The sequence below is a fragment of the Verrucomicrobiota bacterium genome (assembly GCA_039192515.1).
Taxonomy (GTDB): Bacteria; Verrucomicrobiota; Verrucomicrobiia; order Methylacidiphilales; family JBCCWR01; genus JBCCWR01.
In genome coordinates this window covers 18432-30567 of the sequence record JBCCXA010000011.1, presented here as the reverse complement: position 1 = coordinate 30567, position 12136 = coordinate 18432, and the positions used below count along the sequence as shown (strand labels likewise).

The following is a 12136-nucleotide window of genomic DNA, read 5'->3' as shown; positions in this document are numbered from 1 at the left end:
ATAGACCAATACGACTTGATTAAACCCGTATGATACATAAAAAATTATGATTCGACATTGCCTTAGCAACTAAGCAACGCTTTACTGCTTGCCATGTCAGAACCTTGCGCAGCCCCTCCCCCTCAATCTCATAACAAAAAAAACATCATTCGAAAACTTTATGACTGGACTTTGAGCTGGGCTGAAACCAAATTCGCTCTCCCCGCACTATGCTTCCTTTCGTTTATAGAATCCTCCGTTTTTCCTATTCCGCCTGACCCACTCTTATCAGCACTCTGTTTTGGCAAACCTAAAAAAGGTCTTATCTTCGCGTTATGGTGCACGGTAGCTTCAGTTCTAGGTGGTGTTCTAGGATACTACATAGGCTTTGCTTTCTATGAATTGGTTGGAAAACTCATCGTAGAGTTTTACCATAAAGAAGATGTCTTTTTAAGCTTGCAAGATACTTTCAAAAATCACGGCTTTATGGCTATATTGGTAGCAGCAGTTTCCCCTATCCCATACAAGGTATTTACCATAGCTGCAGGGGTTGCTCACCTTGACCTGATCACTCTAATTGTAGCCTCTGTCATTGGGCGTGGAGCACGTTTCTTTTTTCAGGCCATTCTCATCTTTTTCTTTGGTAACAGCATCAAAAAATATTTAGAGAAATATTTGGAAATTGCACTGATTGTAATGCTAATTTTAGGTGTGCTTGGTTTTTACGCAATTACACTTATTAAGCATTAGGATTCATTTAACTATATGTCAGAGAAGAAATCGCAAGCAGATCTATTGATCTGGGTCAGGAATGTCTTCCTTACAGGTCTGGTCATCTTAGGGCCATTGGCGCTTACTATTTATATTCTCTATTTTATATTTGATCAGGTAAGCCGTGTTTTCAAACCGATTGTTAGAGATGTCGCCACGGGTATCTTTGGTGATTTACCCGAGGCCATCTTGGTTGAGTTCGGCATTCAGTTTCTAGCCTTTATCATTACACTTCTACTGGTATTCCTAGTTGGATTGTTAGCGACCAACGTTATCGGTAAGCAACTACTGCTCTATACTGAAAAGGTGCTTGCTAAAATACCTGTAGTTAATGTGATCTACCCACTCATTAAGCAGGTGATCGACTCCTTTAAAAAAATCGGAGGCTCATCCAAAGGCTTCGAAAACAAGCAGGTAGTCTTTCTCAAATATCCGACACTAAATGGTTATCTAGTAGGATTTCTTACTAGCCACTTCAATGGGCCTAATAATGAAAAGCTAGCTTCTGTATTTGTACCAACCGCACCTAACCCTATCACGGGGTTTGTTTTGGTCTTTGAAGAAGACTCTGTTATCCATAGCGGCCTAACGATGGAACAAGCCTGGAAGATGTTAATCTCAGCAGGACTTATTCCTCCAGAACAGTTCAGGGGCGCTATCGTCAAAGGTATATCCAACCTAGCAGCCCAAGACCTAAAACAAGACGGTACCAAGCAAACGGTGTGAAAGTGTGGGTTTGAATAAAGCCAAGCAACCATTTTACTGCTATAAAGGCAACAATCATAGACACTAAAAAACCTACCACAAAATGTGCGAACTCACCTTTAGGCAATTCACCTTCCTCTTTTAATGCACTGACAAGTGTCACAAAGCCGGCAGCAAACATAGTCGGTATGCCTAAGAGAAAAGAAAACTCTGTTGCCTTTACCCGAGAGACACCAAGCAGCATTGCAGCTATAATCGTTGCGGCAGATCTGGAAGTGCCTGGAAATATTCCTGCTAAAACTTGAGCCGCCCCAATAATTAAGGCCGCTTTCCAAAGAATATCATCCGTGATTTGTTTCTTCGCTAGAACTGACTCGGCTGCGAAAATAGCTAATGCTCCAATTAAGACTGCCCAAGCAACAGGCTCTTTTGATTGAGGTAATTCTGCGCCAAAAAATTTCACAGTTAACCCAAGAACGGCTGTTATTGTAAAAGCTGCGCTGAGTTTTAAAATATAATCTCGCTGCTCTGGTTTTTGCCAATTCAAACCTAAATCTATTAACTTTCTCCAATAGATTAAAACCACTGCAAGCACTGCTCCTGATTGAATCCCTACATTAAAAAACTCTGAACGAGAGTCATTTAGAAAGTCCTGAATAATAATCAGGTGTCCTGTTGAAGAGATTGGTAAAAACTCGGTAATCCCCTCAATAACCCCTAGTAAAATTGTATTTAACCATTCCTGCATCGCGGCTATCGATCTCTTGATCCAAAGTGAGGTTTGAGGCTACTGATCCAAACGAAGAAAGCAATCCACAATACTAAAATTTAGTCTTTAATAAATAGGCAACCATGCCTAATCCAACCTATCATTTCACCGATCAAAGCCTCTGGAGAGCTGTGTAGTCTCTTGGCGCTTGGATCCGTATTAATATCAGAAAATCAATACGGCGGGAAAATCTATGAATACTTCAATCTCCTGGATACGCTGGCTGAGCCAGCGGTATGACAAAAATGGCTGTTTTTAATTTAACTCAAAAATACTCTAGGTCATGAAATAAGAGATAGGATAAAAACATCTAACTTCTCTAGCTTATGACGTAAGTTACTTCAAGCCTTTGTGCAAGCTTCTCTTCAGACCAAAGAAGCCGACCCAAAAGGTCGGCTTCTAAAAATGGCATAGTATGAGAGCTAGATTTTTAGTTTTGTTTAGCTCCGCTTACGACTAATTGACGTCCCATGAAATCATAACGATGGTATTTGTCTACTGCCTGTTTCGCAGTATCTAAGCTTTGCATTTCAACGAAACCAAAACCTTTAGATTTTGAATTGCGATCACGCACAATCTCAACATTCTTCACGGATCCCGCATTTGAAAACAAATCAAAGAGGTCACTCTCTGCGAGATCATAAGATAAGTTACCCACATAAAGCTTGGGCGTAGTGACTTCTACTGGATCTTGTTCCACGCGAGGTGTTTTTGGCTTCGTCTCTTTACGAGGATTCTTTTCCTTAGCAGAGGCAGTATTTCTGCCGTTTTTACCAGGACGGGTAGAGCGGGATTTGCTAGATCCATTTTTGCTGTGATTGTCCAGCCCAAAGAAACTAAGCACTTTTTCCCAAAAGCTCTTCTTTTTAGGTGAACTTTTGCGACGTGTGTAATTACTACGTGTCGATCTGTTTCTAAAACGCGAATTCTTTGATCTAGAATTGCGACGACCACCACTACGCGGCCTACGATTCTGACTTTTTTCTTTTGTCGAATTTTCTGTCATTGCCTCAGATTAGGGCAATACGAATCAACACAGTCTGGCGGCTACCTCCAGCCTTCCGATGTTACCCAACATCGTACCGTTTGTGTGAGCTTGATCTAATCCCAAGCAACCAAGTGATTTCTGTACCATTGATGTGAATGTATATCCAAAAATCATTTTTACACTGGTTTCACTTCATTGTCTTCTTTCTGAAAAAGACATCTATTGTGCCTGCTTACAAAATCTACCAATTCTGAGTGAACCTTTACTTCGCGAGAATTCATTTACCTTTCGCAGATTCATTAGACCGATCACTCAGATCTATAACACTCTGATTCGCATATCACCGGAACAAGGGTTGAGGTTAATTCTTATTGTTTTCTTTAGGAATTCTAATGGATTCCCCAAAGGCTCCGGCTTCGTAAACCCTAAACTCCTTTCAGGGTTAATATTGTATCGATTTCAGCAGAGTGTTCAATAAAAAGATATAAACTCTTTGTATTAAATGAGTTACATCTTTTTTTCTAGAACAAATGGGGGAATAGGACATTCCAATACATCCGCTATTGCTCGTAACAATTCTGCCTCTCTTATGTCAATTTTATTATCTGCCAAGACAATTAAACAACAAGCGTACAGAATATTCTTTTTAATGGCCATATTTGCATAAGAAATTTTATCTAGCGACTCATCTAACTCCGCCAGACCACACTCTTCTTGAGGTAAGAAACTGTAGCTAGCGTCGGCTAAATTTAATTGATGCGAGCCTTTATGAAATGCTTCTGCTGCATCTGCGTTTTCGCTGCTAATATGAGCTAAAGTTGAAAGAAGAATCATGGACTCATCTATGATGGGGAGCAGCGCATTATACCTAGTCTTTTTCTTTTTATGGCTCTTGAAAGTGATATCCAAGTGCTGAATCAACATTTTCTCTAAAACAAATTCGAATAAAGATATTTTCTGATCCATATGAACTAAAGCCTTTACATTGCTTCGAAAAGTCTCGTACTGTTCTGCACTCAATAAGCGAAGAGCAGGCGTGGAAATATCTATAACAGGAATCTTATGGTTTGCTGGAAGTTTCCAGATGTGTTCCCATAATCGATGCAGCTCCTTTACAACCTCAGGATCCGCTTTTTTTTCTAACTGCTCAATTTGCGCTCTTCGAACCTGATCATCATAATCCAGTAGAACCCCATAGATGAGTGCTCGAGCTCCAAAGGGCTCATGAGCAGCTCGATAAATGATCTGAGGCATTCCTTGGCGCACTGCCTGCGCGTAGTACAAATGAGGGGTAAATTCTTTTTCTTCCAAATCCCTCATATATTCAGAAGCTGAAACAGCGGTCGCATAACAAAAATTATTCACCATTTCCATTGCACTATCCTGATTATCGCTAAATTCCAAATCAGCCACCTTCATATCAAACTCTGGAAATATTCCTTGAAAATTTGGATCCATAGCTTCGACTCTCTTTTTTAAGGGAGGATGTGTAGAAAACCATTGATCAAACCCAGATAACCCACTCCCAAAGAAAAAGTGGCTCACTTCACTAGCCGAAGGGTTAATGATTTTTGAGCCTTCTCGATACCCCCCTATTTTTAGAAGCGCCCTTAGTATACCTTCTTTGTTTCTAGTAAATTGCACGGCTGAAGCATCTGCCAAAAATTCCCTTTGCCTGGAAACCGCAGTGCGTAATAGCTGACTAATCAAGTAACCCACACTGCCTATCAGATACAAACAAAAACCACATACCATCATGAAGGCAACGATGACCAACAAACCACCACCTTTGCCATTTCTATTTCGAGTAATGGAACCATAAGAATAATCATGACGGTTACTATCCATTCGCCAAAAAAAAGGCATCCTCATAAGATAACGACCTATAATCGATATAAATAAAATCCCATAAGAAAGGGAAACCAAGCGCATGTTCATAGCCATATCTCCATTAAGAATATGACTAAATTCATGGGCAATAACACCTTGTAATTCGTCTCGACTAAGTCCCTTTAAAGAACCTCTGGTAACTCCAATAACCGAGTCACTAGGATTAAAACCGGCGGCAAAAGCATTAATTCCTACTTCCCGATCCATAATGAAAACTTGTGGAGTCGACATACCAGAAGCAATAGCCATCTCTTCCACCACGTGAAGAAGCTTCTTTTCATCCAAATCCTCTGTTTCAGGATTTAAAAGCCTTCCTCCCAGCAGAGTGGCCACATAGGCTCCTCCTTTAGACAGTTGGTGCGTTTTGTAGCTGCTCCCAATAAAAATAATGATTCCCGTGAAGAGAGTAGTAAGCAAGAAAAGCTCAGCATCCAAAATCCAATACTCCTTCTCCCTCCAGACTAAATCATCATAAATTGGCTCACTGAATGCATAAAAAGTCTGATAGACTGTATCAACAGAATCATTTGCACCTTGAAAAAAAAATGCTTTAACATCTTCGTTTACAGCTACCAAAAATAAACCCACGCCCATGAAGTAAACAGAAGTGACCGTCAGAACCACTGCTCCAAAAAAATAAAGGCCTAAGCGTTTAGTATTTTTCTTAGCTTGGTCTTGCTTACCAAAAAAATCCATAATGCTAACCTAAGCTAGCCTTAATCAAAAGAAACTTTAGGAGCCTCACGTTCCTCATCATTCGTAATTTCGAACATTTGAGCTAAAGTAAATTGAAACATTCCAGCTATCACGTTGTTGGGGAACAGCTCTAACTGAGTGTTGTATAGCATGACCGCATCATTAAAAGCCTGACGGGCAAAGGAAACCTTATTCTCCGTAGAAGTCATCTCTTCTGTCAACTGAGCCATATTTTGATTAGCCTTCAGGTCAGGATATGCCTCAACCACTGCAAACAATCGACCTAGGGCACCTGTTAAAGCGCCCTCAGCCCCTGCTAATCCGGCTATCGCTTGGCTATCAGCTGGATTAGCCGCAGCCTTTTGGTTGGCACTTGCCGCAGTATTTCTAGCCGAAATCACTGCTTCAAGCGTCTCTTTTTCATGCTTGAGATAGCCCTTAGCAGTTTCTACTAAATTAGGAATAAGATCATAACGCCTTTTAAGCTGAACATCAATTTGAGCAAAGGCATTTTTATAACGGTTTCGGAGTGCCACTAGCTTGTTGTAAACACCGACCATCCACATCGCGACAATCAGAACAACAAAAAATAGAATCCCTAAAAAAGCAATGGCAATAATCATAAATTCAATACGCAGAACCGCTTCAGCTATCTATCCTGTAATCTCTTGTGTAAATAACAAGCTATTATTAGAGAGACCTTTGCCTTTATCGATAAGAAACTGCGCATTGAGCTGAATCGCTCTTTCAGGGCAACGCCATAGATCCTCTAGCCAATCAACAACAAGTATTTTGTCAGAGATTTTCAATTCATCCAGCTTAATTCCAAGAGGGCGATTTAAGTATTTCTCTAGACCGTGGGTGACAATAGAAAGAAAATCTTGACCCCTCTTTATAGGGTAAAGTCCAGGTGCTTGCAGAGCTCTTTGCTCAAGCTTTTGAAGGATTTTATTTACACGATAATCGAGTTGTTTGGATATATTCACTGATCGGTAAGTCCCACTTGTTTAGATTTGGAATTAACTATCGCTATTTTCCTCTGGTTCTTCTTTCTCAGCTTCAGGTAGCAAGACCGTAACATCGGCAGACTCCCTTAGGCTTTGAAGTAACTCGCGTCTCTGCTTGTCCTTCTCACGTCTTTCCAAATTACTCACGATCCTATCCCTTACATCTTCATAAGATTTATCACTAGCAGGGAATCTTTGAACTAACTTATAGGCATGCAATCCCCTTCTGGATTCAACAATTTTGCTAACCTCTTCAGGCTCCAAAGCAAAGACAACTTCCTCTATTTGCTTATCCACTCTACCCTTGGCATAAGTTGAACGCTTGGCAAAAGCTTTACCACCTAAAACCTGCTTCTTCTTGAGGTATTCGGTCAATTCCTTGATATCTTTCCCTTCTTTCATTTGAGCTACGAGCTCGTCTGCTAATTTCTTTGCACCAGCTTTTGTTGCGTCGTCGTCATCTGGTCTTTGGCGCAAAATCACTTCCAGTAGCTGAACTCTCTCAGGCACATTCCAACGATCCTTAGTAGACTCATAGTATGCCTTGGCATCCTCCTCTTTCACTGTCACACCATCCTCAGCTTTTTTCTCATAAACAAGGCGACGTGCTACCTGACTCTTCCGCACAGTCTTCATTTGCTCCAATGAAGTCTTCGCTTTTTGAAAATAACTTTGCTTTTCCTCCTCAGATTTGAATCTAGAAAGTGTTTTCGTGAGCTGTTCTTCCACTTGCTTTTCGATTTCAGCCGCGAGTCCTAGTTTAGAAGCTTCGTTATAGATAAGTCGATCCGTTATCATTCTCTCTAAGGCCTGTTTCTGCATATTGTAAAGTTGGTCATTCGTAATTTCTCTACCACTCTGTTGGACACGATCAAGACGAGGTTGTAAGACACCGTCTAGCTCAGCGCGAGTAATTTCAATACCTTGACCCTTAGCGACTACAAACTTAGGATGACTGGGATCAGTCGGTGCACAAGAGGCAATCAGCGCTACGACAATACAAGAAATGATCAAATGCATTTTCATTCTCCTTGTTCTAGCTCATTCCATTCTCTTGACAATACAGAAGCTAAAAAATGATAATAATTGCGCTTGGTTTGACTAATGGAATCAAGGGAGTAGCTTAGGATACGTTGTTATGGTTTCTAACATCACAAAGCAGTTCGAAGTAGAGAAACTAAATTCACCCCTTACTTATTCAAGCTCAGTTACACTCTGCCTGACCCACGACTGCCCATGGTCATGCGGTTATTGCGGTTTTCGAACCCGTTCTGAAGGCTTGATATCAGACGAAAACATTTCACTACTATTGAAACAAGCCAAAGTTCAAGGAGCCAAAGAAGCTTTAATTATTTCAGGAGAGAACCCATTTATCTTTCCTCATATTCAAGAAGCATTAAAGGAGAGAGGGCATTCAGATTTTATCGATTTTGCTAACGCGGTTGCTGCCAGGGCTCTTAGATCTGGATTATTACCGCACTGCAACCTAGGTGCGCTATCTGCTAATAAATTAAAACGACTTCGCCCCTACCACGCATCCATGGGTCTTATGCTAGAAAATATTGAATATCTTAGAAAAGTAGCACCTCAAAAAAACCCGAAGACTCGCTTAGATACCATTCGTCAAGCAGGCAAATTATCTATACCTTTTACTTCAGGGATTTTAATCGGTGTTGGAGAATCTCATTCCTCACGCCTAAGGTCTCTTAAAGCGCTAGCCGATCTTTATGATCAATACCACCACTTACAAGAGATACTTATCCAAAACTACATTCCCAATAAAGATTCAAAAATCGACCAGGTACAGATTCCTTTAAGCGAATATCTTGAGCTTATCCGTTATTGGAGGAATGTCTGCCCAGACGTCCCCATCCAAATCCCTCCTAATCTTAACCCTTATTTATCAGAGCTGCTCCCTTACATTGACGATCTCGGGGGAATATCAATGAACCGCGATGAAGTTAATCAAGCTAGTCCCTGGTCTCAAGTTAGTCATTACGAATCTCTAGCACATTCTAGTGGCCGAAGTCTAAGAGAACGCCTTGCCATATACCCAAAATATATATCTCAGAATTGGATCGACCCAAAGTTGTATTCTACAGTAAAACTTAAAACTCCTCGACCTTTGAAGAGGTCTGAATTGTGGTCGCTACCTATACCGGAATTAACTCAAGCAGCACAAGAGCTTAATCTTAAGCTACATAACAACCACGTGACCTTTGTCATTAATCGTAACGCAAATTTCACGAATATTTGCAATGTAGGATGTTCCTTTTGCGGTTTTCAACGAACTAAAAACGCTTCAGATGCTTATACCAGAAGCATTGATGAGATTATTCAGAGGCTTTATCTCACACCTCAAATAACAGAAGTATGTATCCAAGGAGGCATTAATCCAGACATCCCTTTTACTTATTACACCGACCTTCTCAAAAAGATTAGAAATTGCTTTCCCCATCTTCATATCCATGCTTTTTCACCTATGGAGATTCATTCATTGCATCTCAAAACTGGTTTACCCTATCAGAGTATTTTAGCCAGGTTCCTTGAGGCTGGGCTCAATTCTATCCCAGGCACGGCGGCAGAAATTTTAGTTGATGAAGTTCGTCAGGTTATCTCAGGTAACAAGCTTGATTCAAAAACTTGGACAGAAATCATACGAACAGCCCACACACTAGGATTGCCTTCCACAGCTACTATTATGATAGGTCACATTGAGACCTGGCAACACATTGAAACTCATTTTCAAATACTTAAATCCATTCAAGAAGAGACTGGTGGCTTTAGCGAATTTATTCCCTTGACCTTCGTTCCTTACAAGAATGCTCTTGGTCGACGCATGAGGCAATCTAGCCATTCACCCACCACTTATGACTCTAACCTTCACCTTCTCACACTCGAAAAAGCACGTAGGCTCTATCCATTAGCTAGACTGTTTTTTGCGGGCTTGATAGACAACCTTCAAACATCCTGGGTAAAACTAGGCAAAGAACTCGCCTTAGATTCATTAGATTGGGGCTGCAATGACTTTGGTGGAACCTTATTTGAAGAATCTATTACTCGAGAATCCGGGGGAAAACATGGTGAGGCATTTTTAGCAAAAGAGATCATTTCCTCATTAAGGGCGCGTGGCAAGCTGCCAGTGCAACGTAACACACTCTACCAAACTCTTAGACAATTTCCCCATACCCCTCTAGCTACTCAACAAGTTCCTCAAATCGTTCAAGGTTAACTCATTTAGTCTACTTACCACACGATCAGCAGCTCTTAATTCAGCAGCAGGGTGAGTCGTTGCGACAGCAACCACTTTCATTTTCGCAGCTTTTGCGGCATCTATGCCTACATGCGCATCTTCAAAAACCACACAGCGCTCTGCCGGCTGCGCCGCTTTTGCTGCAGCTCTTAGAAAGACTTCAGGGTCTGGCTTCCCACGACTAACATCTTCCGCTGTAACTAATTCGTGGAAAAAATGCCTCAAACCAAGCTTATCAAGTGCTGTTTCTATATTAAGTCGATGAGTAGAAGATCCAATGACACATAAAATTTCTTCGGCCCTTAATATCTCTAACCATTCCCTGACACCAGGTAAAGGATCTATCCCCCACTCCAACACCACTTCACGATAAAGCTCTTCCTTGCGAAGTGAGATTCTCCTAACTTCGTCGCCATCCTGGGTCCATTTTAACATGTGTGGTATAATGACTTCGTTCTTCATTCCAAAGCCTTTTTTAAAATGGTCAGGAGGTAAATCTCGTTTTTCTTCATCTGCCAAGCGCTCCCAACTTTCTTCATGATGCCGCGAAGAATCAATCACCACTCCATCCCAATCAAATAATGCCGCTATTTCTATCCCCATAATGCGCGGGATTAAAACAACTCTCAGTTAAGCGGGCAAGAAAAGAAATGAACTGCTGCTAGTCTTGGAGCACTTTCCCAGAAATACCTCTATCTATAAGCGATTGCAGTGTTGCACCAGCTTGAGAAGGGTTCTCGAAACTCCCCACCTTGACTCGATAATAGCGAGCCCCTTGAACAGTTGCTTGTTCCATTCGAACATTATTATAAGACCTCTCTAAGTCAGCTTTCAAACGGTTCGCATTATCTGCCTGACGAAATGACCCTACCTGAATGGTATAAGTCGCAGTGCCTAAATACCCTCCAGTTTGCAAAATCGGATCTGAAGTCTGACCACCCCCCTCAGCAACCGGAGTAACTCGACCGCCTTTAATGTAAGTCGCATAACGATCATCGTATCCCACAACCTGAACATAAACGGAGATTACTCCTTGCTCTACCATATCCAGCTTCTTTGCCGCTCCCAGTGATAAATCCAAATCTCTGCCATGAACGAAAGGCCCCCTATCCGTCACGGTAACCTTAACAGAGCGTCCATTCTGAGGATTTTGAACTAACATAATAGTCCCAAAATCTGCTGTTTTATGTGCAGCAGTATAACCATGCATGTTATAAATTTCACCTGAAGCCGTTTGCCTTCCATGAAAAGGCTCACCATACCAAGAAGCTACTAAGTTGCCTTCTGTTCGATTACTAGCGCAAGCACTAAACAAACAAGCTACTACGACAAGACCTAGAAGCATATAGCCTGCTCCAATTTTAAGAAAATTGAGACTCAATTTTTCTGGAAACGACTTAATCCACATCTCCCTTAGATTAGCCACCTCTTCTTTTTAGAAAACCTAAATCCTTGACTCCGCTCAATTAGGAAAAATAAAGCTCTTATTCAAATCCTACCCAAAACTGAATAAGGCTTTGAGGGATTGGGCCCTAGCATGGACATTTGGCATGACACTGCCCCTAGAGTGATGCTATCTCCCTCTAAGAGAGGAATATTTTTGCGAGCCTTGAGGTTGATAAATTCACCCGTTTTCCGAATGATCGATCCACCGTTTGTAGAATTTAGGTCGGAAATGCGAATTCCATTATTCGCAACTTCAATCTTACAGTGCATGCGAGAAACACTTAAATCCGGGATAGAAATATTCGTCAAACTAATATTTGCTGACTTGTCATTTTCTTCCATACGACCCAAAATATAACAACCTGTTGCCAATTCTACATAGCTAGGTTCATCAAATAAATTTATTTCCAGCCATGGTTTTAGATTTTTAAATTCAAAATAACCTAATTTGATAGTCTGGTTGTTTTTGTTATCAGCACCGGAGTGACTGCTAAGATGATGCGATATCTTATCCCTAGATTCCCCTCTTCTATTAACGTTGGCGGGTATATGAAGCCTCATCGTCTTCTCGCTAAGCAGCAACTTGTCATTCATAATCATAATCCTATTTCGGGTCCATTCCCGATAAATTA

At 41.1% G+C, this 12136-nt stretch carries 12 protein-coding genes; 3 read left to right on the top strand and 9 right to left on the bottom strand.

What is annotated here, in order from left to right; all coding sequences use genetic code 11:
- Positions 1-93 precede the first annotated feature (93 nt).
- Together AAGA18_06560 and AAGA18_06555 are read left to right on the top strand one after the other, a co-directional pair.
- Complete coding sequence (locus AAGA18_06560) at positions 94-729, top strand: YqaA family protein (GenBank protein ID MEM9444997.1); 636 nt, start codon at positions 94-96, stop codon at positions 727-729.
- Between the two features lie 15 nt (positions 730-744).
- Positions 745-1476, top strand: coding sequence for a DUF502 domain-containing protein (locus AAGA18_06555; GenBank protein ID MEM9444996.1), 732 nt, complete (start codon positions 745-747; stop codon positions 1474-1476).
- Here the strand turns inward: AAGA18_06555 and AAGA18_06550 are convergent.
- The 6 genes from AAGA18_06550 to AAGA18_06525 form a co-directional block, all read right to left on the bottom strand.
- The gene (locus AAGA18_06550; protein ID MEM9444995.1) at positions 1412-2203 is read right to left on the bottom strand and encodes an undecaprenyl-diphosphate phosphatase; all 792 of its coding nucleotides are present in this window, start codon (positions 2201-2203) and stop codon (positions 1412-1414) included. The two genes, AAGA18_06555 and AAGA18_06550, sit on opposite strands and share 65 nt — an antisense overlap.
- Positions 2204-2654: 451 nt before the next feature.
- A complete protein-coding gene (locus AAGA18_06545) occupies positions 2655-3230 on the bottom strand; it encodes a hypothetical protein (protein ID MEM9444994.1) in 576 nt (191 codons plus the stop codon).
- A gap of 489 nt (positions 3231-3719) precedes the next feature.
- Entirely contained in the window at positions 3720-5798 is a 2079-nt protein-coding gene (locus AAGA18_06540; GenBank protein ID MEM9444993.1) for a M48 family metallopeptidase, read from the bottom strand.
- Between the two features lie 20 nt (positions 5799-5818).
- Entirely contained in the window at positions 5819-6421 is a 603-nt protein-coding gene (locus AAGA18_06535) for a LemA family protein (protein ID MEM9444992.1), read from the bottom strand.
- A 30-nt stretch (positions 6422-6451) separates the two neighbouring features.
- A complete protein-coding gene (locus AAGA18_06530) occupies positions 6452-6784 on the bottom strand; it encodes a hypothetical protein (protein ID MEM9444991.1) in 333 nt (110 codons plus the stop codon).
- A gap of 33 nt (positions 6785-6817) precedes the next feature.
- Positions 6818-7825: a peptidyl-prolyl cis-trans isomerase gene (locus AAGA18_06525; GenBank protein MEM9444990.1), complete on the bottom strand. Its 1008-nt coding sequence runs from the start codon at positions 7823-7825 to the stop codon at positions 6818-6820.
- A gap of 118 nt (positions 7826-7943) precedes the next feature.
- Between AAGA18_06525 and cofH the strand changes: the two genes are divergently transcribed.
- Positions 7944-10037, top strand: coding sequence for a 5-amino-6-(D-ribitylamino)uracil--L-tyrosine 4-hydroxyphenyl transferase CofH (cofH, locus tag AAGA18_06520; GenBank protein ID MEM9444989.1), 2094 nt, complete (start codon positions 7944-7946; stop codon positions 10035-10037).
- Here the strand turns inward: cofH and AAGA18_06515 are convergent.
- The 3 genes from AAGA18_06515 to AAGA18_06505 form a co-directional block, all read right to left on the bottom strand.
- The gene (locus AAGA18_06515; protein ID MEM9444988.1) at positions 9999-10661 is read right to left on the bottom strand and encodes an HAD-IA family hydrolase; all 663 of its coding nucleotides are present in this window, start codon (positions 10659-10661) and stop codon (positions 9999-10001) included. The genes cofH and AAGA18_06515 overlap by 39 nt on opposite strands.
- 58 nt (positions 10662-10719) lie before the next feature.
- On the bottom strand, positions 10720-11484 hold the full coding sequence (locus AAGA18_06510) for a septal ring lytic transglycosylase RlpA family protein (GenBank protein ID MEM9444987.1): 765 nt from the start codon (positions 11482-11484) through the stop codon (positions 10720-10722).
- A gap of 62 nt (positions 11485-11546) precedes the next feature.
- The gene (locus AAGA18_06505) at positions 11547-12098 is read right to left on the bottom strand and encodes an FHA domain-containing protein (protein ID MEM9444986.1); all 552 of its coding nucleotides are present in this window, start codon (positions 12096-12098) and stop codon (positions 11547-11549) included.
- Between the last annotated feature and the right edge of the window lie 38 nt (positions 12099-12136).

Bases quoted from the DNA above. Each gene is read 5' to 3' on its own strand.
- AAGA18_06560 (MEM9444997.1), top strand. From the start codon at position 94: ATGTCAGAACCTTGCGCAGCCCCTCCCCCTCAATCTCATAACAAAAAA.
- AAGA18_06555 (MEM9444996.1), top strand. From the start codon at position 745: ATGTCAGAGAAGAAATCGCAAGCAGATCTATTGATCTGGGTCAGGAAT.
- AAGA18_06550 (MEM9444995.1), bottom strand. From the start codon at position 2,203: ATGCAGGAATGGTTAAATACAATTTTACTAGGGGTTATTGAGGGGATT.
- AAGA18_06545 (MEM9444994.1), bottom strand. From the start codon at position 3,230: ATGACAGAAAATTCGACAAAAGAAAAAAGTCAGAATCGTAGGCCGCGT.
- AAGA18_06540 (MEM9444993.1), bottom strand. From the start codon at position 5,798: ATGGATTTTTTTGGTAAGCAAGACCAAGCTAAGAAAAATACTAAACGC.
- AAGA18_06535 (MEM9444992.1), bottom strand. From the start codon at position 6,421: ATGATTATTGCCATTGCTTTTTTAGGGATTCTATTTTTTGTTGTTCTG.
- AAGA18_06525 (MEM9444990.1), bottom strand. From the start codon at position 7,825: ATGCATTTGATCATTTCTTGTATTGTCGTAGCGCTGATTGCCTCTTGT.
- cofH (MEM9444989.1), top strand. From the start codon at position 7,944: ATGGTTTCTAACATCACAAAGCAGTTCGAAGTAGAGAAACTAAATTCA.
- AAGA18_06515 (MEM9444988.1), bottom strand. From the start codon at position 10,661: ATGGGGATAGAAATAGCGGCATTATTTGATTGGGATGGAGTGGTGATT.
- AAGA18_06505 (MEM9444986.1), bottom strand. From the start codon at position 12,098: ATGAATGACAAGTTGCTGCTTAGCGAGAAGACGATGAGGCTTCATATA.